The sequence below is a fragment of the Bradyrhizobium sp. MI1.10 genome (assembly GCF_055811035.1).
On the sequence record NZ_JBVVPN010000007.1, the window covers coordinates 84,976 to 108,332 of the forward strand.

Below are 23,357 nucleotides of genomic sequence, written 5' to 3' on the forward strand. Positions count from 1 at the left end.
GGTCACGCCGGAATACCAGGCCGGAGAGGGTGGTCCTTTTGATCTCGTCAAGCTCCTCCATAAGTTCAGGGAAGAGAGGGGCGCCAGTTTCGTCCGTTAGGGGCCACCAGGCCTCCTCTCCATTCTTCGGATGCACGATTCTGACGCTATTTGGCCGCTCGCTGGGGCGATAATGCGAAATGTCGAAGGCGCCAATCACGGCGCAAGTGACGGAGAATTTATACGACACTCCGACCGGACGCTTTTTGCTCGTGCCCCAAGGAGCGAAGCTGATCGGCAATTATGATAGCCAGGTTTCGTTCGGCCAGTCGCGAGTGCTGCTGGTCTGGACCCGGCTTATCATGCCGAACGGCCGCTCGATCGTTCTGGAGCGGCAGTCCGGTGCTGACAGCGCAGGCTACGCGGGGCTCGAAGACCAGGTCGACAATCATTGGGGTGAGCTATTCAAGGCTGCGGCACTATCGACGGTTCTTGCTGTAGGGACGGAATTGGGAGCTAGTTCGGACACCAATAGCAACGACAGTGCCATCATTCAGGCATTGCGGCACGGCGCCTCCGACTCACTAAACCAAACTGGACAGCAGGTGGTTCGGCGCAGCCTCAATATTCAACCAACGTTGACCATCCGCCCGGGCTTTCCGATCCGCGTCCTTGTCAATCGCGATCTCGTTCTCGAGCGATACAGAGAGTAAAGGCACCTATGGCTAAGCTTAGGATTGGAGCGCTACCTGACGACAAGCCCGTTAGGGTCAGCGTTGAGTTGCCGGCTTCTGTACATCGGGATCTGCTCGCCTATGCGAAAGCCGTTGCAAGCGAATCCGGTCAACCCATCAGCGAACCGGGTAAGCTTATCGCACCGATGCTGGCGCGGTTCATGGCTACGGATCGTGGCTTTGCAAAATTTCGACGCGCGGTTCACTCGCCGGAGGACAGCAAAGGGTAACGTTCAGCGAGGAGTTTGAGAAAACTATCCAAGGCTGGATTGTCGTTATCGGCTCGCCAATGTGCCGAAAAGTCAACCCGGGTCGGCCCCGTCCCATCTCGTAACTCGCGATAGACCAAACCAGCTAGGCTCGCGCCAACATCTGATTCCAGGACCAGGCTGATCCCGAGCTTCATGCTGACGAGACTCTTGATGATACCGCGGCTGACGTCGTGGCGTTCGATCTTCGGTCGATCCGCAGGAGAAACAAGCTTTGATATCAAGAGATCCTCAAGCTCGCGTCCGGGATCGTGCTGGCTCAGCAGGACGGTCTCATTTCGGAGATCGGTCCAATGGACTACAGTTTCTGCTGCCAATGCGTGATTGTCCGGCAAAGAAACCAGGATACGCTCACTCCAAAGTGGGTGAACGCTATTGTCCGGCAGTCGCGCGCCCCCAGCCACGATGAGAACGTCCGCTGTGCCATTTCGCAGCGCTGTCCCGAGATGCGTCCGCGACCGCTCGACCGTCGCGAGTTCGACCCGAGGATGCCGGTTCTTGAATTCGCTAAGTGTTGCTCGCAGATTGCCTGCTGAAATGGAGGTGCAAAAGCCGATCGAAAGGCGGCCAACTTCGCCTCGGCTATTCGACTTTGCTGTTGCTACCAGCACATCGACCTGCTCCAAAATTAACCCAGCCATCCTCAGAACGCTTCGTCCAGCCGGCGTCGGCTTTACGCCCCCGCCCGAGCGCTCGAATATGGCAACGCCGATCAGATGTTCAAGCTGACGAATGGATCGGCTCAGGATTGAGTGTCGAACGGACAGCAACTCGGCGGCTTGCCGAATACTCCCATAGTCTGCGGCTGCTACCGCAAATCGAAGCTGCTGCAGGTCGACCGCGTGCCCCCGGGACGTCCGTGACTGATCCATTTTCTCGTTTTCGTAATTCGCGAAACTGACTGATTTCGTCGTGCTGCAGGCAGCAATTTCGTTTGAGAACTAACAGAACTCCTTGTCTCGCGATTGCAGGAAATCAGCATCGAGCTTCAGCGTGCGCCTGACGGCCGGCAATCAACCGGATGGTGGAGGCTTGCGACTGTTTGCTTGGCTGATACTGCATCAGGCTTGCGTCCGATGATTGCTCGGCACGTAATTTGCTTGACTATGCGGCGCGCCTGTCACAGCGTTGTTGGCCATGCGACGCGCAGACGTCCGCCATCGGAGAAACATTCGGGGAGGTAGGTCATGATTGCGCTGTTGGGCCGGTCGGATCCGGCAACCACGCAGGCCGTCCAGTTCGCAAGAGGGATTCTCGAGGGGGCTGCGACCGTGTTTTACGAGGTCGACAGTAACCTCAATCTCAACCGCTTCGTGCTCTCAAGCGGCGTCCCGTCGGGCTTTCACGACCAGTATCTGGCCGGGATGAACCGGCTCGATCCACTGCATCCGCGTTCCGCAACCAATCAGCCAATTGCGCGGCTCAGTGTCGTCATCGGTCGATGTGCCACAAAGGAAGCGCTGACCTTCCGCACCTTCGCCGGACAGTGTGGTATCGCCGACATAATCGAATTCTTCTTCCGCCGTAACGATCGGATCGTGGCGGGGATGAGCGTGCTTTGGGGATCCGGTTGCAGGATCCCCGACGGCGCGATGAACATCGCCGAGAAGATCCACGATTATCTCGAGTTCAATTTGACGCGTTGCCTGGCGCCTTCGCCAGACGAGCCCGCGCGCTATGGCCTGACCTCACGTGAGCTCGAGGTCATCGACCTGCTCTGCTGCGGCCGGACCAATCGCGAGATTGGCGAGTGCCTGAATATCGGCCTCGCCACCGTGAAGACGCACCTGATCCATATCTTCGAGAAGCTCGGTGTCGAGACCCGCTCGGCCGTCGTCGCCCTGATGTCGCGACCTCGCTGAGTCTTACCTCGCTGAGCCTTGCCTCACTGAGTCCTGCCTCCACGACCCCATCCACCATCCGGTTGATTGCTGCCTCATGCGCGGCGGGTTTAGATTTTCGAGATTGGCGTCGCTATTGAGGCCGATGCGGCCGCCGACATGACTTGTTTCCGGTGGTACGCAAGCTGTCCACCCAAGGGTTGATTGTTACCGTTCGGCACGTTCGCCAAGCTCGGTCTCAGGGAGCGCTTCATGGCGGACGTACCCGTTTGCAAGACGGAGCCTGGCAGCGTCATCGGTGTGACGGTGGTGGAGTCCGTCGATGCGGTGGACCATGCCGGCCGCTTCCACGGCTGGGACCTGCGGATAGACCAGGTGTCGTCCGGGCGTTTTGCCGGGCGGCTCGTGATGATCCGACTCGGCAGTCTCGAGATCATCAGGGAAACCATCTCGCAGGCGCTGATCAAGCAGGGCTCGGCTTGGCCGGATTCACTCGTCTTCAGCCTGCCGCTGGCGGCCTCCAACGAGGCGCATTTCAACGGTCGGCCCTTGGCCTTTCCGAATGTATTGCTCAGCGACGGAGCGGACCTGCCGCCCTTGCTGACGCCGACGCAGCTCGATGTGGTGTCGATAGCTATTGTCCGCAGCCGCCTGACGTCGTTGCTCGAAACGCTCGGCGAGAGGCGGGCCGCCGACTTCGTCGCCAGTCGTCGCCAGCAGAATCATTGCTTCAGCGGATCGCCCGGCGGACTATCGACACTCCAGCATGGTTTTCGTGAGATCTGCGACCAGGGGGATCGACTTCAACGTGCGATCGGATTTGCCCGCGCGCAAGAGTCCCTCGAAGACACCGTCGTTGATGCTCTCGCTGACATCCTGTCGGAAAATGCCTGGCGCGATGTCAACGGCGTGACCGCGCAAAAGCGGATTGTGGATCGAATCAAGGAGTACGTGATCGCTCATGCCGATGATCCTCCGAGCATCGCCGACCTGTGCCGCCATGTCGGTGTCAGCCGCCGGACGCTGCAGGGCTGCTTTCGGGATGCGCTCGGGCTGACGCCGTTACAGTATCTGCGCATGCTGCGGCTGAACGCGGTGTGTCGCGAGCTGCGTGCGCTCGCCGCGGCGGGGCAACCGGTGTCGATCGGCGATGTTGCGGCGCGGTGGGGCTTTTGGCACTGGAGCCGCTTTACCGAAAACTATCGGCAGCTGTTTGGCGAGCTGCCCTCGCACACGGTGCGGCGTGTTCTGTCTGCATCAGTTTAGGAATTTCGCATCACTGCCTCCGCGTTTGCCGAATCCGGATAACGCCGGTCAGGGGCCCGTTCCAAGTTTCGCCCGCAACTGCTGCGCCGCGCACGATCGGTCGTCGATCGGAACGTGACCGACGCAGCGATAACGGGGATGGGGGCTACATGACGATCAACGGTCGAATTGCTGCGGCGGCACTTGTCGCGATCAGCGCGGGCGCAACCAGCGCCAATGCATTCGAGTTTGGTTCCCCGGGCTTTGCGCAAAAGCCCGGGATCACTCTTGGTGGCGGGACGGCCGGCGCACCGCCGCCCGGTCTTTACAGCTTCAATCAGGTTTTCACCTATCACTCGAACCTTGTCGGTCCCGGCGCGCCGAATGTCGGTGGCGCGGCGACGCCGGCGCATTCCGCAGTCGAAGCATCGGGTCTGTTGTGGGTGCCGGGTTGGACCTTATTCGGCGCGACCTATAATGCGGTCATCGTGCAGCCCTGGATCATGGCGGACGTCGGCTCACCCATCAACGTCCAACTGGCCGGTATGCATAACACCTTCATCGTGCCGGCGGAGTTGAGCTGGAAGCTCGGCGACAGCGGTTTCTTCGTCAAGACCGGCCTCGGCATCCATGTGCCGAACGGGTCGATCAGCGGGCCAGCCGGACTGAACAGCGTCGGCAATCCCTGGTGGACCTTTCAGCCCGAACTGGTGGTGTCCTATCTGAAAGACGGCTGGAATCTGACGGCCAATCTGTTCCAGGAGATCAACACCGCGAACTCGATTACCGGCTATCGTTCCGGCGACATTTTCCACGCCGAATTCGCGGCCACCAAGACGATTGGCAACTGGACGTTCGGGCCGGTGGCCTATTATGCCGGCCAGGTTACCGACGACAAGTCGAGCGCGTTCTATGGCAACGCGATCAACGTCAACCGGTACAACAACTGGGCCGGCGGCGGTTTGGTCGGCTACAATTTCGGGCCGGCTGCGTTGACGGTCTGGGCCACGCATGAATTCTCCTCGACAGCGTCCGGCGGCACCGCCGGCCCGCCCGGCATCGACACCGCCGCGATCACCAAGGGTTATTCGGTGTTCGCCAATCTGAGCTTCCGACTGTGGGGACCCGATGCGCCCCCGCCGGCCAAGCGGCCGACGTTCACGAAGTAAAGATGCTCACCCAGTAAAGTGGGCAGCAACGCCGCCCATTCTGCAGCGTGCAATGGGTAGCCAGAAGGGAATCGCGTTGATCGCGGTTCCCTAACGGCTGCCTTTTGCTGTTCAAAACGTGCTCGGCCGAGAGCATCCACCGAATGGTGGATTGTCCGTAACCGCGACTTGCCGAACTTTCCGCTGAATCATGTTGGCCGGTGCTTCACCGCCCTGCGCGACGCGGCGAGAACGTTTCCCAACCGAGACTTTGATGCGCATGGACAGGACATTCGCCGACACGGTCTTCTGCAACGGCCGGATCTACACGTCCAACCGGCAGCAGCCCTGGGTGAGCTGCGCCGCGGTCAAGGCCGGCCGGTTCATTGCCGTTGGCAGCAACGCTGAAGTCGCATCGCTCCTAGGCGAGGCGACCGCGACCGTTGATCTCGGCGGGCGGATGGCGATGCCGGGCATCGTCGACATCCACAACCACATCATGATGGGCGGCCAAGCCGATCTCTACGAGCTGCGTTTCTCCTCTAGCGACACCATCGCGAAGATCGCCGATGCCGTGCGCAAGACGGCGTCCGAGACGGCGCCCGGCGCCTGGATCGTCGGCGGCCAGTTCGGCAACAATTTGTTGACGTCCCTGAACACGGCGGAGGCGTGCGCGATGCTTGATGCGGCAAGCCTCGGCCATCCCGTGATCCTGCGTGACGACAGCTATCACAACCGTTGGGCCAACTCGGCGGCGCTGCGGTTGGCCGGCATCACCGCCGACACGCCCAATCCAACCAATGGCGAGATCGGCCGCGACCTCAAGACTGGTACGCTGACCGGGTTAATGATCGAGGCAGCGTCTGGGCTCGTGGAACGCGCGCTGGCCGCTTCCGGCCACTACACCGCGGAAATGGATCGCGTGGCGGTGGCACGTTCGATCTCGTTGCTGAACACCTATGGTGTCACCGCATTCATCGATTCTGCCAGCATGCAGCCAATCATGGCTGCGCTGAAGGGGCTCGACGACCGCGGCGAGCTCACCGCCTGGGCAGTCTGCGCCATGCCAGTGGTCGAGCCCGGTTTCATGTTTGGAAAATCGGGCGAGGAACTGTTTGCGATCCGCGAGCAGTATCGCGGCGCACATGTGAAGCCCGATTATGTGAAGATGTTCCTTGACGGCGTTCCCGGCGCCAAGACGGCGGCCTTCCACGAGCCTTATGTCGCCGACTCCGTGCGCGGCTGTTGCTTCCGCGGCACCACCATGATGACGGTGCCTGATTTGATCCGCTGGCTCGGCCGCTGCGAGAAGCTTGGGCTGGCGGCCAAGATCCACTGCGCCGGTGATGCCTCGGTGACGCAGGCGCTCGATGCGATCGATGTGGTGCGCAGCTTCAACGGGCCGACTCACCTGATCCATCACATCGCGCACGCCAGCTACATTGCGCCCGACGACATTGCTCGCTTCGCTGAGCTCAATGTCGCCGCCGACCTGTCGCCGATCATCTGGTATCCGACCCTATTCCTGGAATCGCACAAGGCCGCGATGGGCGACGAGCGCGCGGAACGCTTCTGGCCGAACAAGGATTTGAAGAATGCCGGCGCGCTGATGGCCGGCGGCTCAGACTGGCCCGTGATCCCGATCCCGGATCCCTGGCAGGGCATCGAGGGCATGGTGACGCGGCAAAATCCGACCGGCGATTTTCCCGGCAAATCGCTGTGGGCCGACCAGGCGCTCGATCTCGCGACGGTGATCGATATCTACACCATCGATGCGGCGCGCGCGGCCGGTCTCTCCCAGATCATCGGATCGATCGAGGTCGGCAAGTCGGCCGATCTGATCGTGCTTGATCAGATGATCTTCGATATCCCGACCGACCAGCTTGCGGATACGCGGGTCAAGATGACGTTCTTCGAAGGACGCAAGGTGTTCGAACGGAGATGAGGGTGATGGCGGATCACATCCCGGTCACGGTTCTCACCGGTTTTCTCGGCAGCGGGAAGACCACGGTGCTCAATCATTTGCTGCGTCAGGCCGCGCTTAACGGCGTGGTCGCGATCATCAACGAATTCGGCGAGGTCGCGCTCGATCATTTATTGGTTGAGAGCAGTGAGGACCGCTTGGCGCTGCTCGACAATGGCTGCATCTGCTGCTCGGTGCGAGAGGATTTGATCGAGACGCTAAGGGATCTCGCTGCCCGTCGCGCCGTTGGGACGATCCCGCCGTTCCATCGCGTGCTGCTGGAGACCACTGGTCTCGCCGATCCCGTACCGGTGCTGCACACCTTGATGACGGCGCCCGATCTATTCGGCTGCTACCGGATCGACGGTGTGGTGACGACAGTGGACGCGGTCAACGGTGGGCACACGCTAGCCGCCCATCCCGAGGCGGTGCGCCAGATCGCGGTCGCCGACCGGCTGCTGCTCACCAAGACCGATCTCGTGTCTGATGATGCCTACGCGGCGCTCGAACGGCGGCTCGCGTCCATCAATCCGATTGCGATCCGCACGCCCGTGCGCGATGGGATCGTCGATCCTGGCCAAGTGCTCGATGCCGGTCTGTTCGATCCGGCGGCGAAATCATGCGACGTCCTGCGTTGGTTCGAAACGGCGTCGCAGGCTGCGGACCAGCCGCACGGCGATGCCCATCATCGTTGCGAAGATGAGGCCTGTCAGCACCACAGCCATCATGCGCACGGCACAGACATCTCGTCTTACAGCCTGATCATCGACGAGCCGATCCGCCACGACGCCTTCATGTGCTGGCTCGACTACGTCGCGGCGCTGAAGGGCGAGGATCTGCTGCGCTTCAAGGCTATCGTCCATATCAGCGAGCGACCCGAAGCGCCCGTCGTGGTGCATGGAGTCCAGCATGTTTTCCACCCGCCAATCGCGCTCGATGGCTGGCTCTCGGCGGACCGGCGCTCGCGTCTTGTCTTTATTGTGCGCGGGATCCCGCGCGAGATTATCGAAAGCACATTGTGCAAATTTGCTTCGGTGAGCCGCGGTGCGATTCAGAGATCGGCGGCGTGACGCAGAGGTTTTTCATTTGCGAGGGGAGAGGGACATGACTGATACGACGAATTTGAAATCGCTCGCGACCGGCCGGTTAAACCGGCGCGCCCTGCTCAAGGCGGCCGGCGCCACAGGGCTCGTCACGGCATTCAACGTGCCGATGCCAAACATCGCGCGGGCGGCCGGCAACACCATCAAGATCGGCTGGGTCGGTTGCCTCTCGGGCGTCCGCGCTCCGTTCGCCGAGCCCGACACCTGGATCCACGAGCGCATCAAGGCGCACGTCAAGGACGGCCTGAAGATCGGCGGAAAGACCTATCAGGTCGAGTTCGTGTTCAAGGACAATCAGTCCGATCCGAACCGGTCCTCGGTGGTCGCCAGCGAACTGGTGCTGCGCGAAAAATGCGACCTGATCCTAGTCGAGGACGGCGATGCCCAGGCGCCGGTGCAGGAGCTCTCGGACGCCCGCGGCATCCCCTCGATCTCGACCATGACGCCCTGGCAGGCTTGGATGTTCCCGCGCAAATCGACGCCGGACAAGGGCTTTCCCTACAGCTTCCATTTCTTCTGGGGCGCCGACGACGTCGTCAAGAATTTCATGGGCATGTGGCAGTCGGTCGACACCAACAAGAAGGTCGGCACGCTCTACATCGATAGCCCGCCCGGACAGGCCTTCTCGGAACCCAAGGTCGGCTTGCCCGCCGGCATCGCGCAGGGCGGCTATCAGGAATTCTCGGCCGGCAAATTCCAGATCGGGACAGACGATTTTACCAACCAGGTGTCTGCGTTCAAGAACAACGGCGTCGATATCGTCTCTGGATTCACCTATAGCAATCATTGGGTGACGCTGTGGAACCAGGCGGCGCAGGCCGGCTTCCGGCCGCAGATATGCACTGTCGCGGCAGCCTTCCTGTTCCCCAGCGCGGTGAATGCGCTCGGTGATCGCGGCGACGGCATGTCGACCGAGGTGTGGTGGACGCCGGCCTACCCCTTCAAATCGTCGCTGAACGGTCAGAGCGCCGGCCAACTTTCCGCGGAGTGGGAGAAGACCACCGGCAAGCAATGGACCCAGCCAATCGGCTACGCCCACGCGTTATGGGAAGTTGCACTGGCGGCGCTGCAGAACAGCGATCCCAAGGACAAGAACTCGCTGCGCGACGCCATCGCCGGCCTCGACATGGAGACGATCGTCGGGCCGGTGAAGTTCAAGGGCAGCCCGATCAAGAGCGTCGCGGTGACCTCGTTGTCGGGTGGCCAGTGGCGCAAGACCAAGGGCGGAAAATCGAAGTATGAGCTCCTGATCGTGCACAACGGGACAGCGCCGTTCATTCCGAAACAGGCCGATCTCGCGCTGCTGTCCAAGCTCGCCTGAGATGGAACCACTTCTGCGCGTCAGCCGCCTCTGCAAACGCTTTGGCGCGATCGTCGTCGCCGACGACGTCGATTTCGACTTGGCGCGCGGAGAGTGCCTTGGCGTGATCGGCCCGAACGGTGCCGGCAAGAGCTCGCTGCTGAACCTGATCGTCGGCCTCGTCACGGCCGACGATGGATCGATCGCGCTCGGCGGCGTCGAGATCAGCGATCTGGCGCCGCATCAGCGCGCCCGGATGGGCGTCGGGCGGGCCTTCCAGATCCCGCAACCGTTCTCGCATCTGTCGGTTTATGAGAATGCCTTGGTCGCGGCGTCTTTCGGCGCGGGCCTACGCGGCGAGGCGGCTTCGGGCTGGACCATGGAGGTGCTTCGGCGCACGGGCCTGGAGGCCAAGGCCAACAAGCTTGCAGGCGGCTTGCCGTTGATCGACCGCAAGCGGCTCGAGTTCGCCAAGGCGCTGGCCTCGAAACCGCGACTGATCCTCCTCGACGAGATTGCGGCCGGGCTGACCGAGCCGGAGGTCGAGCGCCTGGTCGCCATCATCGACACGGTCAAGGCCGAGCACGCGATCATCTGGATCGAGCATATCCCGCACGCGCTGCGCGCGGTGTCCGACCGCATCCTCGTGCTCAATTTCGGGCGGAAGGTGTTGGAGGGGCCGCCAGCGGAGGTGATGGACAGCGCCGTGGTGCGTGAAATCTATATGGGGCTGAAGGCCGATGGCGTTGCTTGAGGTGAGCGGGCTGCAGGTCTTCTACGGTGACCTGCAGGCCGTGTTCGACATGGACTTCACGGTGGGGGACGGCGAGGCGGTGGCACTGGTCGGCGCCAACGGCGCCGGGAAATCGACCTTCCTGAAGGCGCTGGTCGGGTTGACCGAGGAACGCAAGGGGACGGTGAATTTCGACGGCATCGACATCTCCCGCATGCCCGCGGAGCAGGTGTCGCGGCTCGGCCTGATCATGGTGCCGGAGGGACGGCTGCTGTTCGACTCGCTGACCATCGAGGAGAACCTCTTGATGGGCACGGTCAATCGTCGCTCCGGCACATGGACGCTACGGCGCGTGTTCGACCTGTTTCCGATTCTGGAAGAACGGCGGCGAATGTATCCGAGCCAATTGTCCGGTGGCCAACAGCAGATGGCCGCGATCGGGCGTGCGCTGATGTCGAACCCGCGGCTGTTGCTCTGCGATGAGATATCGCTCGGGCTCGCGCCCGTAATGGTCGAGCGGATTTATCGCTCCTTCGCCGACATCCGTCGCGAAGGGATCGCGGTCGTGCTGGTGGAGCAGGATGTCAAGCGCGCGCTGGGTGCTTCCGAGCGGGTCTATTGCCTGCTGAAGGGCCGGGTCTCGCTGACGGGAAGCGCACGTGAAAACAACGCCGAGCGGCTGACGCAGGCTTATTTCGGCAGTTAGCATTTGAAAGACGAATTGGTGGGACATGATCTGGGTTGAGACATTGATCAACGGAGCTTTGCTGGGCGGGCTCTACGGCCTGCTCGGGATCGGGCTGGCGCTGGTGTTCGGCGTGATGCGGGTGGTCAATATCGCGCATGGCGAGTTCATGGTGCTGAGCGCGTTCTTTGCAGTCCTGCTCGCGAGCCTGTTTCCAACGGTTTCGCCGCTCGTGATGCTGATCCCGGTGATCGCCGTGTCCTTTGTCGTCGGCTGGATCTATCAGTCGGTGATCGTCAACCGTGTCATCAAGTCGCCCGATCCGCTGGCGCCGCTGCTGCTGACCTTTGGCGTGTCGGTGATCTTGCGCAATGTGATGCTCGAGATCTTCGGCGCCGACGTGCGCAGCCTGCAGGTTGGCGAATTGTCCCGCGCCAGCCTCGAGTTCGCGGGCCTGAGCATCGGCATCATGCCGCTGCTCACGCTGGGGCTGGCTGCGCTGCTGTTCATGGCGCTCCAGTTGATCCTGCAAAGGACCGAATTCGGCCGGATCGTGCGCGCAACCGCTGATCGCAGCGATATCGTTCGGCTGTCCGGCGTCAGGCCCGACCGCATCTATAATTACGTCATGGGCCTGTCGCTCGCGCTCGGCGCGGTCGGCGGCGTGCTGCTGGCGGTGCGGTCGAGCTTTACGCCGTTCTCGGGCGCCGAGCGGTTGCTGATCGCCTTCGAGGTGATCGTGCTCGGTGGCCTCGGCTCGTTCTGGGGCGCACTGCTCGGCGGCATCGCGCTCGGCATGGCGCAATTGATCGGGCTGAAGATCGATCCCAATGCAGGATTGCTCTATGCGCATCTGCTGTTCTTCTGCATGTTGCTGATCCGGCCGTCCGGTTTCGTCTCGAGCAAGGCATGAAGACGATGTCGACACGGACGATCCTTGTTCTCTTTGTCGCTGTTATGATCGCCGCGATGGCGGGCGCGCCCTTTGTGCTGAACGAAGGATTTCTGCGGCTTGCGACTGAATGCCTGCTACTGCTGACTATGGCGCAGATGTGGAATCTGCTGGCCGGTTACGCCGGGCTGGTTTCACTCGGCCACCAGGTGTTCGTCGCATTCGGCGCCTATTCCCTGTTCATGACCGCGGGTTGGCTCGAGCTCACCCCGATGTGGGTGCTGCCGGTGGCGCCACTTGTCAGTGCGATGGTGGCCGCTATCATCGCCGTGCCGCTGTTCCGGCTGCGTGAGGCGTATTTCTCGATCGCGATGTGGGTGTTCGCGGAGATCATCGGCGCGCTGACGATGAAATCGTCATTTGCAGGTGGCACCGCAGGGTTACCCTTGGCCACCAGCAAGCTGATCGATTTCGACTGGTTCGAGTCGATCATGTTCTGGCTCGCTGCCGCACTGTCGCTCGCTACGATCGCCGCGCTCTACCGGCTGATGAGGTCGAGCTTCGGCCTCGGCCTGATGAGCGTGCGGGACAACGACCTCGCTGCGATGAGCGTCGGGGTCGACGTGCGGCACAATCGCTTCGTCGCATTCGTTCTCTCCGCCGCCGGTTGCGGCCTCGCTGGCGCGCTGAATTTCATGGGCAACCTCTATATTGCGCCGCTGGCGGCATTCGATGTCAACTGGTCGGTCTATATGATGTTCATTGTGATCATCGGCGGCATCGGCACTCTGGAGGGCCCGATCCTCGGCGTCATCATCTTCTTCGGCCTGCGCGAGCTCATGACGGGACCGCTGGGGTTGTCCGGTGGCTGGTATCTGGTCGGGCTCGGGGTGTTGGCAGTGGTCGTGATGATGCTGTTTCCGAGCGGCATCTGGCCGGTGCTACGCGATCGCTTCGGTGTGCGCCTGCTCGACGTGCACCGCACGCCGCCATGCCTGCGGCGGGCCTGGCGCTAAACGACGTATTGGAAGGGACACCGCGATGAAAAAGATCACTTACGCCACGGCTGCCGATCTCGCTAAGATGCTCGCGACAGGTCGGATCAGCGCCTGCGAGTTGTTGGATGAGAATCTTGCGCGAGTGCGGCAGCTCAATCCACAGATGAACGCCGTGGTGGCGCTGGACGAGGAGGGTGCGCGCAGATCGGCCAAGGAGGCGGACGCGGCGCGGGCCCGTGGCGCGTCCCTCGGTCCGCTGCATGGCGTGTCGATGACGATCAAGGACACGTTCGCCGTCACCGGCATGACCGCGACCTGCGGGCTCGAACCGTTGCGCGACTATCGCCCGGCGATCGACGCGGCCGCGGTCGCGAAGCTGCGCGCGGCTGGCGCGATCATCTTCGGCAAGACCAATCTGCCCCCGGCGGCGGCCGACCACCAGTCCTGCAACTCCCTGTTCGGGCTGACGCGCAATCCCTGGAATGGCGACCGCACGGTTGGTGGCTCCTCCGGCGGTTCGGCGGCGGCGCTGGCGGCCGGCTTCACGCCGCTGGAGCTCGGCAGCGACATCGGCGGCTCGATCCGCGTGCCCTCGCATTTTTGCGGCGTCTATGGTCACAAGCCGAGCTACGGCATCGTGCCGGTCGACGGACATATCCCGCCGCCGCCCGGCCATTTGTCGGAGCCCGAGCTCGCTGTCGTCGGTCCGTTAGCACGCTCTGCGTTCGATCTCGAACTAATGCTCGATTTGCTCACCGACGCGCCGGAGCTGAAGCGGACGGCGTATCGCCTCGCCTTACCGCCGGCGCGGCACACGGACTTGCGCGAATTCCGGGTTGCTGTCTGGAATGACGCGAAGGCTTATGCACTGGATGGAGCCTATGCCGCCGCGATCGACGGGCTGGTCGAGGATGTCGCGCGACTTGGGGTGAAAGTCGACACCACCGCGCGGCCGGCGATTGATCCGACGGAGAGCTTCCGCGTCTACATGCAGACGTTATTCGGTATCATCGGCGTGGGTGTGCCGCCGCCGGCGCGCGATGAGATCATCGCAGGTGGCAAGGCGGCGCCGGAGGGCAGCTATCCGCGCATGGTGGCGGAGGCGATGGGCCAGAGCCTTGCGCAATTCGCCGATGCAGCTGAAGCGCGCGAAAGACTGTTCCGCGCCTGGCGCGAGTTTTTCACGCGCTATGACGTGCTGTTGTGCCCAATCACGCCGACGGTCGCGTTTCCGCATGATGTCGCGCGGATGGATCTGGCTGCGCAGTTCGACCGTCGAATCGTCGTGAACGGCCGGCCGTCGCCCTACATGGACAATCTGATGTGGCCCGGCCTGGTGACGGTGGCGAACTTGCCGGCCACCGCGATCCCGACCAGGCGACTGGTAGAGGGGCTGCCGGCCGGCGTCCAGATCGTCGGTCCTTATCTCGAAGACCGCACGCCGCTGAAGTTCGCCCAGTTGCTCGAACGGGCGCTCGGGGGCTTCATCCCGCCGCCTTTGTGAGTATGCTTGCGACGGACGGTTGGATCGGGGATCGCGGACGTCGTGGCTCCGGAGCGGTGCTTGGCGCAGCGATCGTCATCATGCCGGCGTTGCATGCGGAGACCAGGGCGTCTCAACCGGCATCGGCGTCCCATCCGATGGACGGCGTGACCGCACGCGCGATTGTTGCTGCCGTCGACCTGCTGCGCAGCGCGGATCTTCTGCACCGACCAGACCATGGCGCCGGCTTCGCTTGCCGTTTGCCTCGACAAGGACGGGACGACGGTCCGCTGTTCGAGCGGGCCATCGCCTGCGTCGCCTCAGGTGGCCACTGATAGGCCGGCGTCGATGCCTTGAACGATTGTCACCACGTCGACCGCCGAGAGGATTAGGGGCGGCGACAGGATGATATTGTTCCCGGAGACGCGGATCATCACCCCGGACTCGTAGGTGCCGTCGGCGATCTTGTCGATCAGCCTCTTGTCGATCAGCTTCTTGCTGTCGCGATCGGCGACCAGCTCGATCGCGGCCATCAATCCCTTGCAGCGGACGTCGCCGACCAGCGCATGCTTCGATTTCAGCCCTTCGAGGGCGGTGGCCAACTCCTTGCCTCGCGCGGCGGCATTCTCGTCGAGTCTGAGGCGCTTCGTTTCGGCCAGCGCCGCAACGCCCGCCGCACAGCCGACCGGATGGCCCGAATAAGTGTAGCCGTGCCCGATCGAGCCGAAGCTGGTGGTGTCGGCCTCGAACGCTTCAGCCACCTTGTCGCCGATCAAGGTCGCACCGAGCGGGAAATAGCCCGAGGTGATGGCCTTGGCGATCGTCATCATATCCGGCTTCACGCCCCACAGCCGCGAGCCCGACCAGGCGCCGGTCCGGCCAAATCCGGTGACGACCTCGTCCGCGATCATCAGGATGCCGTGACGGTCGCAGATCTCGCGCACGAGCGTCATGAAGCCATCGGGCGGCACGATGACGCCGCCGGCGCCGAGCACGGGCTCCATGATGAAAGCAGCGATTGTGTCGGCACCCTGGAAGGCGATTTCATCCTCCATGTCCGCGGCGCAAAGCTGCGCGAGCTTTACCGGATCGGTTTCATTGAAGGGATTGCGGTAAGTCCAGGGCGCGGGGACGTGGAACACGCCGGGTAGCAGCGGCTCATAGTTACGGCGGAAATTGGCATTGCCATTGACCGAGGCGCCGCCGAAATGGGTGCCGTGATAGCCCTTCTTCAGCGCCAGGAATTTGGTGCGATCGCTTTGCCCCTTGATCTTCCAGTACTGCCGCGCCAGCCGTAGCGCGGTCTCCACCGAATCCGACCCGCCTGACGTCAGGAAGGCGCGGACCATACCTTCCGGTTTGAACCATTCGGTGAGCTCGTAGGCGAGCTCGATCGACGGGCCGGTCGAGGTGCCGCGAAAGCCGGAATAATAGGGCAGGGTATCGAGTTGGTCCGCGATCGCCTGCTTGATCGGATCGCAGCTGTAGCCGAGATTGACGTTCCAGAGGCCACCGACGGCGTCGATCACCCTGCGACCGTCGATGTCGGTGACATGCACGCCGTCGCCCTTCATGATGATGCGGGGCGGCTGCGCGCGCATCTCGGCGGGATGCGCCATCGGATGCCAGATCGGCTTGGCGTTGTTCTCGATCAGGAAGTTCTGGTCGCGCATGGTCCCTCTCGGCTCAGTCGAAGGTCAGTCCAAAATGCCGCAAGGCTTCGCTGTATGACGCGCGGGGATTCCTGACGTCGAACAGCACGGTTCGCATGTTGCAGGCGGCGGCGCCTGCGATGTTGCGGCGTTGGTCGTCGACGAAGACGCAATCCTCCGCGGCGAGCCCAAGCCGGCCGAGCACGTCGTGATAGGCGCGCGGATCGGGCTTCAGGATGCCGGTATGGGTCGCATCGACGATCACGGCGAAACGCGACAGGACCGGCAGCCGGAGCCGGAAGCTTGCGCCATAGAACAAGTCGAGCTCGTTCGAGAGGATGGCGAGCTTAAAGCCGGCGTCATCGACCATGCGGATGGCACGGTCCGCCTCGGGACGAATGACGGTTACGGGATCGGCGCCGCGAGCGCGCTGCACGAACGTCTCCATGGCCTGCCAGTCCTCGCCGAGCATGTGACCGACCTCGCGGCTGCGCGTTAGCCAGTAGTCGCGCTCGGAAATATCTCCGCGCTGCATGGAGGCCCAGAGAGGATCAGTGTCAGGCGCAAAGGGCCCGCGCCATTTCAGCGTGCAGGGCGGCAGGCCCAGTGCCTGCTCGGTCAAATCATGAGTCTCGAACAGGGTCCTTGAGATGACCCCGCCGAAATCCAGCACCAGCGCGCGGGCGAGCGGCGGTTTCACGCGGCGGCCGTGGCCTGGCCGGCCGGCACGATGCCGGCCGCCACCCATCGATCGAAAATCTGCAGCACGCGCTCGGCGAAGGCGGGGTGGTTGATATGCTCCTTCAACTCGTGAAGTTCCACAGGGGAAGTGATGGCCGAGCGCATCTCGGAGACGAACGCCGTCAACCCTTCAGGATCGTGCAGGGACTCGCCCTCGCGGTCCCATTGCTGGATGCCGCCTGCCGGCAGCACGAACGCCACCGGCGCCTTGGCTTGCGCGAGCCTTTCGGCAATCGCGCGTGCGATCCGGCGGCGGTCGTCCGGACCCGACGTTGCCGAGGCGAGCAGGCGGTTGTGGGCGTGGAACGGACGATCGGCCAATTCCTTCGGCGTCGGCAGCCAGGCCGGAAAGTCCACCATGTCGATGGCGCCGGGCGCGACGATCTGCGGGATGCCGGCCTTGCCCGCATTCTCCAACCTATCAGGGCCGGAATTCACCACCGAGCCGGTGAGCTGGTTGGCGAGTTCCTGCAGGCTCAAATCCAGCACCGCGGCAAAGCCGCCATGCGCGGCGATCGATTCCATGGCGCGGCCGCCCATGCCCGTGGTGTGGAAGATCACGACCTCATAGCCGCGCCGTTCAAGCTGCGGCTTCAACTCCACCATGTAATTGAGACAGCTCTTGCCGAGCGAGGTGATGGCGACGACGGGTCGGTCCTTCTTCGGTCGGATCGCGCTGCGCGCTGCGCCGACGATGGCACCGCAGGCCTGCACCAGCACCGATGTGCAGGTGCTGTTGAGGCCATAGAGGCCGCCGGCCCACAAGATCATCATCAGGTCGGCTGCGATCCGCTCCGGCGGGATCAAGTGCGAGAATGCGACCGTCGAGACCACGAGCTTAGGCATGCCGAGCGGTAACGCCAGCGCTACGTCGAGCGCGAGATCGGTCCCCATGGTGCCGCCGATGGCGATGACCGCATCGATTGCGTCGACCTCAGTGAGCTCTCGGGCAAGGATCGCGGCACCGCGTGCCATCGCTGACATCGCGGAGTTCTCGTCACCGCTGGCGAGGATCGCGGAGATGGTCGTCTGCGCGGCCGCGGCGACGGCATGCTTGTCGTGCTGCGGGCGGTAGGGCGGATCGCCGAGCACGCTGATGTCCATCATCACGGTCTCTCCGCCGGCCCGCGTGATGCGGTCGCGCATGAAGAGTAGCTCGTCGGCCTTGGTGTCGCCGGTGCCGATCAGCAGGATTCGGGGTTTCATGGTTTCGGGCATGACCTGGCAGCTCTCACCGACGGCTGTGGGTAGAATGGAACGACGTGCCTGCATCAGAAGGCAGGACATCAAGGCTTGGCCGCACGCTATAGGCGGCGGCCGCGGGACGACATCCACCCATCGGTTGATTGCCGCTCGGCCGTCGTTTTGGCGAGGATCAGACCATGCGAGCGGCGCACCTGACGCTGCTCATGCCAGTGGACAATTCACCCGACATGCAGCAAGTCCAGATCAATCAATTGAGGTCGGCGGTCATTCCGCCCCAGCAACTCTTTCTCGGGGGCCGGCCGACGAATGCGCTCGGTGACGCGCGGCTCGACGTGCTCTCGCCGATCGATGGCCGGTGCCTGACCACCATTGCCGACGGTGACACCCGCGATGTCGATCTGGCCGTGAAACTAGCGCGACAGGCGTTCAGCCATGGCGGCTGGTCGCGGTCGGCGCCGGCGCATCGGAAGAAAGTGTTGCTGCGCCTTGCTGAGCTGATCGAGCAACATGCGCTCGAGATCGCTGTGCTCGGCGTCCGCGACAACGGCACCGAGATCGGCATGGCCTATAAGGCGGAGCCGCTGTCCGCTGCCGGCACCTTCCGCTACTATGCCGAGGCGATCGACAAGCTCTACGGCGAGATCGCGCCGACCGGCCGCGACGTGCTCGGCCTCGTCCATCGCGAGCCGCTCGGTGTCGTCGGCGTGATCGTGCCCTGGAATTTTCCGCTGATGATCGGCGCCTGGAAGATCGCGCCGGCGCTGGCGGCCGGCAATTCGGTCGTGGTGAAACCGCCGGAGATCGCCTCGCTCAGTTTGCTGTATCTCGCGCGGCTCGCCAGCGAGGCCGGTTTGCCCGACGGCGTGTTCAACGTCGTTACCGGCCGTGGCGCCTCGGCCGGGGAGGCGCTGGCCTTGCATATGGATGTCGATGAGCTGGCGTTCACCGGCTCGGGTGCGGTCGGGCGACGGCTGCTGGAGTCCTCGGCACGCTCCAACCTGAAGCGCGTCCATCTTGAGCTGGGCGGCAAGTCCCCGAACATCATCTTCGCCGATGCGCCCGATATCAGTCACGCGGCAAAAGTGTCGGCGAATGGCATCTTCCGGGATTCAGGACAGGTTTGTGTCGCCGGATCGCGGCTGCTGGTGCAATCATCGATCTATGACCGGTTCATGGATGAGCTGCTGAGCGCGACCGCGCGCCTTAGGGTCGGCGATCCCCTCGATCTGACCTCGGACATCGGCGCAATCTCCAGCACCTCGCAATTGCGCCGCAATCTCGATGCCGTCGCGCTGGCGCAGGAGCAGGGCGCCAAGCTACTGACCGGTGGCGAGCAGATCCTGGCGGATAGCGGCGGCCACTTCATGTCGCCGGCGATCTTGGCCGATGTCGCGCCACGGATGAATCTCTGGCGCGAGGAGGTGTTCGGTCCGGTTGTCGCCGTGACACAATTCGAATCCGAGGAGAATGCCGTGGCACTTGCAAACGAGTCCGCTTACGGACTCGCGTCCGCCGTGTGGACCGGCAGCCTCTCGCGCGCGCACCGCATGGTTCGCGCCATCCATGCCGGGGTCGTGCACGTGAACACCTATGGCGGGGCAGATATCACCGTGCCGCTGGGCGGGTTCAAACAATCCGGCTTCGGGCGCGACAAGTCGCTGCACGCGCTCGATGCCTATACCGACCTCAAGACCGCCTGGATCGCGCTATGAACATCACAACCGAAGACCGTGCCGGAGTCATCGATCGCCTGATCGATGCCGAGCAGGAACGCTTCCGCAAGATGCACCCGCGCTCCGCGGGCGCCTGGCAGGAAGGCAAGCGGCACTTCCTTTACGGCGGCCCTTCGCACTGGATGCGGCGTTGGGCCGGCGGTTTCCCCGTTTATGTCGACGAGGCCAGCGGCGCACATATTCGTGACATCGACGGCCATGACTACATCGACTTCTGTCTCGGCGACTCCGGCGGCATGTGCGGCCACGCGCCTGAAGCGGTGACCGATGCGGCATTGCGTCAGCTCAAGCGCGGCGCGACGATGATGATGCCGACCGAGGACAGCCTGTGGGTCGGTGCCGAGCTGTCGCGCCGGTTTGGGCGGCGGCATTGGACGCTGACGACCTCGGCGACGGATGCCAATCGTGCGGCGATCCGGATCGCGCGGATGATCACCGACCGTCCCAAAGTGCTGGTGTTCTCGGGTTGCTATCACGGCGGCGTCGAGGAGGCGCATGTCGAAATCCGCGATGGCCGCGTCGGCTTGCGGAACATGATTCATCCGAACGGAGTCGATCACGACACCGTCACACGCGTGGTGGAATTTAATGATGTCGCGGCGCTCGAGGCGGCGCTTGCGCACGGCGACGTCGCCTGCGTGCTGGCCGAGCCGCTGATGACCAATTTCGGCATGATCCCGGTCGATCCGGGCTTTCATCGTGCACTGCGCGAACTGACGCGGCGGAGCGGCACGGTGCTCGTGATCGACGAGACCCACACGCTGTCCTGCGGCCCTCGCGGCTACACTGGCATCCACGCCCTGCAGCCCGACATCTTCGTCGCAGGCAAGGCGATCGCGGGCGGCATTCCGGCCGGCGTGTTCGGGCTGAACCAGGAAATCTCCGAACGTCTCTGGGCCATCGTGCCCCATGTCAATCCGCGCGAACGCCAATCCGCCCATTTCGGTTTCGGCGGAACGCTCGCCGGCAACGCACTGACGGTCGCAACCATGCGCGCCGTGCTGGAAAAGGTGCTGACCGACGAGAACTATGGCCGCATGATCGCGACCGCGACCCGGCTTGCCGACGAGATCCGTGGCTTGATCGAGGCCAATCGTTTGCCCTGGCATGTCACCCAGATCGGCGCGCGTGCGGAAATCATGTTCATGGCGCAGCAGCCGCGCAGCGGCGCCGATGTTATCGCCGGCCGGCAGGCCGGCCTCGAGACGCTGCTGCACGCGTTCTACATGAACGAGGGCATTTTGGTCACGCCGTTCCACACCATGCTGCTGATGTGTCCAGCGACGTCGGATGCGGACATTGCGCGGCACACCGCGGTCTTCGTCCGTTTCATCGATCTCCTGCGCAAGTCCGGAGTGATCTGACCATGCCGCGTCCCTTCGACCTCTCAGGCAGGATCGCCATCGTGACCGGCGGAGGCAGAGGCATTGGCGCGGCCATTGTCTCGCGCCTGGCGGAGGCCGGCGCCACCGTCGTGATCGCCAACCGCACGCGGGAGGTTGCGGAAGCCCTCGCGGCGGAGCTCGCGATCGATGGATTGACGGTGCATTGTGTGCCGTTCGATGCCCTCGACCGTGCCAGTCTGCACGCCATGGTCGACCGCGTCGCAGGACGATATGGCCGTCTCGACATCGTCGTTCACAATGCCGGCGGCTGTCCGTGGTCGTCGCTGGAGGAACTGGACGAAGCCAAGCTGGAGGAAGCGCTGGCGCTGAACCTCAATGCCAGTTTCTGGCTGGCGCAGGCCGCGATCTCGCACATGCGCGCCAATCGCTTTGGGCGCATTCTCGTGACGTCCTCGGTGTCCGCGCGTGTTGCGATGGGTGGTGGCGCGCATTACTCGGCAGCGAAAGCCGGCGTCAACGCCTTCATCCGCGGCGCGGCGTTCGAACTGGCGCGCGACGGCATCACCGTCAATGGCGTCGAGGCAGGGTTCATTGCCAAGCCGGGCCGCGGCACGATGAGTGCGCCAGAGACGCGGGCGAAACTCGAGCGTTTCGTCCCGGTCGGTCGGATGGGGAGTGCCGACGATATCGGTTACGCGATGCTCTATCTGGCTTCCGTCGAAGCGGGATACATGACCGGGCAGACCATCGTCGTCGATGGCGGCAGCACGCTGCCCGAGACCGGCTTTGCGGTGGAGCGGCAATGGGGGCTTGGATGACGGCGTGGCTCGCGGGAAAAAACTGCATTGATCACAGGAGCGGCGACCGGCATCGGTTGCGCGACCGCGCTGATCTTTGTGCGGAACGGTGCACTCGTCGTGTTGTTCGGCCTCGGTGATGCCGAACTTGACGCGGCCGCTGCAGAGGCGGGTGGAGAAGCGGTCCCGAGCGACGTTACGGAGAGCGCCGATATCGTGCGGGCCACACGGCTCCGATTCTACGCGCTAATGCTGTAGCGCCGGGCTGGGTGCGGACGCCGATGAGCACTTACGAGATGCAATTGCTGGCGGAGCAGAATGCCGCGGCGGCCGATGCCGAAGTCCGGTCTGTCGAACGGCGGATCGCGCTGGGGCGTACGGCCGCGCCTGCCGAGATTGCTGCCAGCTGTCTGTTTTTAGCGTCGGACGAGGCTTCTTTTATCACCGGAGCTGTTCTCGTGGTGGACGGCGGTGGCCGCTCTCTCATACACAGACGCGCTATTTGATGCGGGTAATCAGGCGAGCATGGGAGAGGCGAGTTCGGCATGCGCTTGGCGGGCCGATCTCCTTCGCTATGCGCGATCGCCGACCTTGCTGACGCCTGCAAGGTGTCGCGCGGCGCTCTACCATAGATCACTTTGGGCCGGTCTCGTGAGGCGAGCTTGGTCAAGAGGAGTTCTTGGATTACGGGCCCCGGGTCGCGGGGGCTAGACTGGGCGGTAATTCCAGCCATGGTCTTGAACCCGGTGCGCGCAAGGCCTCGCAAGATACATGTATGGCTATCGATACAAACTGGTCTTCGCCTATTGCCGAAGACTGAAGCCAGTTGAGGTGACCCGACCCGAGTAGTTGTGCGAGGCCGTGCCCCGCCGACCAAAGTATGCTGGTCAGGATTTCGAGAGGCGCCGCCGGCAACAGGCCGGCTGTTTGACAGGCTACGATTGTCCTGGCGAACTGGCCGAATGATGTGTCCAATGCCGTTCTGACATTCTCTAGCTCGGTCCAACGCTCCCGCATAGTGGGGTCGAACATGACAATGTAAGCCGCCCTGTTGGTTCGGGCGAAATTCACATAGACAAGCCCCGCCGCAATGAGCCGTTCCCAAGGGTCATCGCCGGCTAGATCCATTTCCCGACCCTGAATTTGGGCGAGTTCGGCAAAACCGCGGGCCGCGATATCGGCGAGCAGGGCGTCCTTGCTGGCGAAATGCCGGTACACGGCCGAGTGCCCCACGCCCGTCATCTTCGCGATCTCGCGGAGATTGAACGACGGAGTCTGCCGTTGCCGCAGGAGCGACATCGCGGCTGCTAACACGGCCTCGCGCAAATTGCCGTGGTGGTGGGCGTCGGGCGTCTTCTTTCGGATTTTCATCGTCGGTCCCGCTGTGAATAACCGTTTCTGCGATACTTGACAGCCACTGTCAAAACGGCAAGTCTTAGAAAGTGACCAATGGTCACTTAACCTTGAACCTTGAGAGAGGCCGATGCGAACCGTAATTCATGGAGGTGA

Annotated in this window: 22 protein-coding genes and 1 pseudogene; 18 read left to right on the forward strand and 5 right to left on the reverse strand. The window is 63.1% G+C overall.

Annotated features, from left to right (window positions below; translation table 11 throughout):
- Positions 1 to 194: 194 nt before the first annotated feature.
- A pseudogene (locus AC0L3K_RS09780) lies at positions 195 to 692 on the forward strand (TraB/TrbI/VirB10 family type IV secretion system protein); the annotation flags it as partial.
- An 8-nt stretch (positions 693 to 700) separates the two neighbouring features.
- Positions 701 to 943, forward strand: coding sequence for a DUF2274 domain-containing protein (locus AC0L3K_RS09785; RefSeq protein ID WP_007601619.1), 243 nt, complete (start codon positions 701 to 703; stop codon positions 941 to 943).
- Here AC0L3K_RS09785 and AC0L3K_RS09790 read toward each other — a convergent pair.
- Positions 916 to 1,854, reverse strand: coding sequence for a LysR family transcriptional regulator (locus AC0L3K_RS09790; protein WP_007601620.1), 939 nt, complete (start codon positions 1,852 to 1,854; stop codon positions 916 to 918). The two genes, AC0L3K_RS09785 and AC0L3K_RS09790, sit on opposite strands and share 28 nt — an antisense overlap.
- Positions 1,855 to 2,169: 315 nt before the next feature.
- Between AC0L3K_RS09790 and AC0L3K_RS09795 the strand changes: the two genes are divergently transcribed.
- The 11 genes from AC0L3K_RS09795 (at position 2,170) to AC0L3K_RS09845 (ending at position 14,394) form a co-directional block, all read left to right on the forward strand.
- Complete coding sequence (locus AC0L3K_RS09795; RefSeq protein ID WP_007601621.1) at positions 2,170 to 2,844, forward strand: helix-turn-helix transcriptional regulator; 675 nt, start codon at positions 2,170 to 2,172, stop codon at positions 2,842 to 2,844.
- A gap of 231 nt (positions 2,845 to 3,075) precedes the next feature.
- A complete protein-coding gene (locus AC0L3K_RS09800) occupies positions 3,076 to 4,089 on the forward strand; it encodes a helix-turn-helix domain-containing protein (RefSeq protein ID WP_007601622.1) in 1,014 nt (337 codons plus the stop codon).
- Positions 4,090 to 4,238: 149 nt separating this feature from the next.
- A complete protein-coding gene (locus AC0L3K_RS09805; protein ID WP_473365837.1) occupies positions 4,239 to 5,237 on the forward strand; it encodes a SphA family protein in 999 nt (332 codons plus the stop codon).
- 259 nt (positions 5,238 to 5,496) lie between these two features.
- Positions 5,497 to 7,161, forward strand: a complete 1,665-nt coding sequence (locus tag AC0L3K_RS09810; protein ID WP_473365838.1) for an amidohydrolase — start codon at positions 5,497 to 5,499, stop codon at positions 7,159 to 7,161.
- A 5-nt stretch (positions 7,162 to 7,166) separates the two neighbouring features.
- Positions 7,167 to 8,249, forward strand: a complete 1,083-nt coding sequence (locus AC0L3K_RS09815) for a CobW family GTP-binding protein (protein ID WP_473365839.1) — start codon at positions 7,167 to 7,169, stop codon at positions 8,247 to 8,249.
- A gap of 34 nt (positions 8,250 to 8,283) precedes the next feature.
- Positions 8,284 to 9,603, forward strand: coding sequence for an ABC transporter substrate-binding protein (locus AC0L3K_RS09820; RefSeq protein WP_473365840.1), 1,320 nt, complete (start codon positions 8,284 to 8,286; stop codon positions 9,601 to 9,603).
- A gap of 1 nt (position 9,604) precedes the next feature.
- Positions 9,605 to 10,336 carry an ABC transporter ATP-binding protein gene (locus AC0L3K_RS09825; RefSeq protein ID WP_473365841.1) on the forward strand — a complete coding sequence of 244 codons (732 nt, stop codon included), beginning with the start codon at positions 9,605 to 9,607 and terminating at the stop codon, positions 10,334 to 10,336.
- Complete coding sequence (locus AC0L3K_RS09830; protein ID WP_473365842.1) at positions 10,323 to 11,021, forward strand: ABC transporter ATP-binding protein; 699 nt, start codon at positions 10,323 to 10,325, stop codon at positions 11,019 to 11,021. Before AC0L3K_RS09825 ends, AC0L3K_RS09830 begins: the two co-directional genes overlap by 14 nt.
- A gap of 25 nt (positions 11,022 to 11,046) precedes the next feature.
- The gene (locus AC0L3K_RS09835; RefSeq protein ID WP_473365843.1) at positions 11,047 to 11,913 is read left to right on the forward strand and encodes a branched-chain amino acid ABC transporter permease; all 867 of its coding nucleotides are present in this window, start codon (positions 11,047 to 11,049) and stop codon (positions 11,911 to 11,913) included.
- Positions 11,910 to 12,908 carry a branched-chain amino acid ABC transporter permease gene (locus AC0L3K_RS09840; protein ID WP_473365844.1) on the forward strand — a complete coding sequence of 333 codons (999 nt, stop codon included), beginning with the start codon at positions 11,910 to 11,912 and terminating at the stop codon, positions 12,906 to 12,908. Before AC0L3K_RS09835 ends, AC0L3K_RS09840 begins: the two co-directional genes overlap by 4 nt.
- A 25-nt stretch (positions 12,909 to 12,933) precedes the next feature.
- Positions 12,934 to 14,394: an amidase gene (locus AC0L3K_RS09845; protein WP_473365845.1), complete on the forward strand. Its 1,461-nt coding sequence runs from the start codon at positions 12,934 to 12,936 to the stop codon at positions 14,392 to 14,394.
- Between the two features lie 299 nt (positions 14,395 to 14,693).
- On the opposite strand, the gene AC0L3K_RS09850 is transcribed toward AC0L3K_RS09845, so the two are convergent.
- Genes AC0L3K_RS09850 through AC0L3K_RS09860 form a run of 3 tightly spaced genes read right to left on the reverse strand, consistent with a single transcriptional unit; the run spans position 14,694 to position 17,984 of the window.
- Positions 14,694 to 16,046 carry an aminotransferase class III-fold pyridoxal phosphate-dependent enzyme gene (locus AC0L3K_RS09850; RefSeq protein WP_473365846.1) on the reverse strand — a complete coding sequence of 451 codons (1,353 nt, stop codon included), beginning with the start codon at positions 16,044 to 16,046 and terminating at the stop codon, positions 14,694 to 14,696.
- Between the two features lie 13 nt (positions 16,047 to 16,059).
- The gene (locus AC0L3K_RS09855) at positions 16,060 to 16,725 is read right to left on the reverse strand and encodes an HAD family hydrolase (RefSeq protein WP_473365847.1); all 666 of its coding nucleotides are present in this window, start codon (positions 16,723 to 16,725) and stop codon (positions 16,060 to 16,062) included.
- Positions 16,722 to 17,984, reverse strand: coding sequence for a Tm-1-like ATP-binding domain-containing protein (locus AC0L3K_RS09860; protein WP_473365848.1), 1,263 nt, complete (start codon positions 17,982 to 17,984; stop codon positions 16,722 to 16,724). The genes AC0L3K_RS09855 and AC0L3K_RS09860 overlap by 4 nt, the downstream gene beginning before the upstream one ends.
- Positions 17,985 to 18,199: 215 nt before the next feature.
- Here AC0L3K_RS09860 and AC0L3K_RS09865 point away from each other — a divergent pair, with 215 nt between their 5' ends.
- From AC0L3K_RS09865 to AC0L3K_RS09885, 5 genes are read left to right on the forward strand one after another with little or no spacing between them, the layout of a single operon-like run.
- Positions 18,200 to 19,684: an aldehyde dehydrogenase gene (locus tag AC0L3K_RS09865; RefSeq protein ID WP_473365917.1), complete on the forward strand. Its 1,485-nt coding sequence runs from the start codon at positions 18,200 to 18,202 to the stop codon at positions 19,682 to 19,684.
- Complete coding sequence (locus AC0L3K_RS09870) at positions 19,681 to 21,069, forward strand: transaminase (protein WP_473365849.1); 1,389 nt, start codon at positions 19,681 to 19,683, stop codon at positions 21,067 to 21,069. Before AC0L3K_RS09865 ends, AC0L3K_RS09870 begins: the two co-directional genes overlap by 4 nt.
- A gap of 2 nt (positions 21,070 to 21,071) precedes the next feature.
- On the forward strand, positions 21,072 to 21,869 hold the full coding sequence (locus AC0L3K_RS09875) for an SDR family oxidoreductase (protein WP_473365850.1): 798 nt from the start codon (positions 21,072 to 21,074) through the stop codon (positions 21,867 to 21,869).
- 27 nt (positions 21,870 to 21,896) lie between these two features.
- Positions 21,897 to 22,106 carry an SDR family NAD(P)-dependent oxidoreductase gene (locus AC0L3K_RS09880; RefSeq protein WP_473365851.1) on the forward strand — a complete coding sequence of 70 codons (210 nt, stop codon included), beginning with the start codon at positions 21,897 to 21,899 and terminating at the stop codon, positions 22,104 to 22,106.
- Positions 22,107 to 22,117: 11 nt separating this feature from the next.
- Positions 22,118 to 22,354, forward strand: a complete 237-nt coding sequence (locus tag AC0L3K_RS09885; RefSeq protein WP_354128429.1) for an SDR family oxidoreductase — start codon at positions 22,118 to 22,120, stop codon at positions 22,352 to 22,354.
- Between the two features lie 178 nt (positions 22,355 to 22,532).
- Here AC0L3K_RS09885 and AC0L3K_RS09890 read toward each other — a convergent pair whose 3' ends face one another.
- On the reverse strand, positions 22,533 to 23,219 hold the full coding sequence (locus tag AC0L3K_RS09890) for a TetR/AcrR family transcriptional regulator (protein WP_007601637.1): 687 nt from the start codon (positions 23,217 to 23,219) through the stop codon (positions 22,533 to 22,535).
- Positions 23,220 to 23,357: the final 138 nt, after the last annotated feature.

Excerpts from the sequence above, each read along its gene's own strand:
- AC0L3K_RS09785 (WP_007601619.1), top strand. The coding sequence starts at position 701 with ATGGCTAAGCTTAGGATTGGAGCGCTACCTGACGACAAGCCCGTTAGG.
- AC0L3K_RS09790 (WP_007601620.1), bottom strand. The coding sequence starts at position 1,854 with ATGGATCAGTCACGGACGTCCCGGGGGCACGCGGTCGACCTGCAGCAG.
- AC0L3K_RS09795 (WP_007601621.1), top strand. The coding sequence starts at position 2,170 with ATGATTGCGCTGTTGGGCCGGTCGGATCCGGCAACCACGCAGGCCGTC.
- AC0L3K_RS09800 (WP_007601622.1), top strand. The coding sequence starts at position 3,076 with ATGGCGGACGTACCCGTTTGCAAGACGGAGCCTGGCAGCGTCATCGGT.
- AC0L3K_RS09805 (WP_473365837.1), top strand. The coding sequence starts at position 4,239 with ATGACGATCAACGGTCGAATTGCTGCGGCGGCACTTGTCGCGATCAGC.
- AC0L3K_RS09810 (WP_473365838.1), top strand. The coding sequence starts at position 5,497 with ATGGACAGGACATTCGCCGACACGGTCTTCTGCAACGGCCGGATCTAC.
- AC0L3K_RS09815 (WP_473365839.1), top strand. The coding sequence starts at position 7,167 with ATGGCGGATCACATCCCGGTCACGGTTCTCACCGGTTTTCTCGGCAGC.
- AC0L3K_RS09820 (WP_473365840.1), top strand. The coding sequence starts at position 8,284 with ATGACTGATACGACGAATTTGAAATCGCTCGCGACCGGCCGGTTAAAC.
- AC0L3K_RS09825 (WP_473365841.1), top strand. The coding sequence starts at position 9,605 with ATGGAACCACTTCTGCGCGTCAGCCGCCTCTGCAAACGCTTTGGCGCG.
- AC0L3K_RS09830 (WP_473365842.1), top strand. The coding sequence starts at position 10,323 with ATGGCGTTGCTTGAGGTGAGCGGGCTGCAGGTCTTCTACGGTGACCTG.
- AC0L3K_RS09835 (WP_473365843.1), top strand. The coding sequence starts at position 11,047 with ATGATCTGGGTTGAGACATTGATCAACGGAGCTTTGCTGGGCGGGCTC.
- AC0L3K_RS09840 (WP_473365844.1), top strand. The coding sequence starts at position 11,910 with ATGAAGACGATGTCGACACGGACGATCCTTGTTCTCTTTGTCGCTGTT.
- AC0L3K_RS09845 (WP_473365845.1), top strand. The coding sequence starts at position 12,934 with ATGAAAAAGATCACTTACGCCACGGCTGCCGATCTCGCTAAGATGCTC.
- AC0L3K_RS09850 (WP_473365846.1), bottom strand. The coding sequence starts at position 16,046 with ATGCGCGACCAGAACTTCCTGATCGAGAACAACGCCAAGCCGATCTGG.
- AC0L3K_RS09860 (WP_473365848.1), bottom strand. The coding sequence starts at position 17,984 with ATGCCCGAAACCATGAAACCCCGAATCCTGCTGATCGGCACCGGCGAC.
- AC0L3K_RS09865 (WP_473365917.1), top strand. The coding sequence starts at position 18,200 with ATGCAGCAAGTCCAGATCAATCAATTGAGGTCGGCGGTCATTCCGCCC.
- AC0L3K_RS09870 (WP_473365849.1), top strand. The coding sequence starts at position 19,681 with ATGAACATCACAACCGAAGACCGTGCCGGAGTCATCGATCGCCTGATC.
- AC0L3K_RS09875 (WP_473365850.1), top strand. The coding sequence starts at position 21,072 with ATGCCGCGTCCCTTCGACCTCTCAGGCAGGATCGCCATCGTGACCGGC.
- AC0L3K_RS09890 (WP_007601637.1), bottom strand. The coding sequence starts at position 23,219 with ATGAAAATCCGAAAGAAGACGCCCGACGCCCACCACCACGGCAATTTG.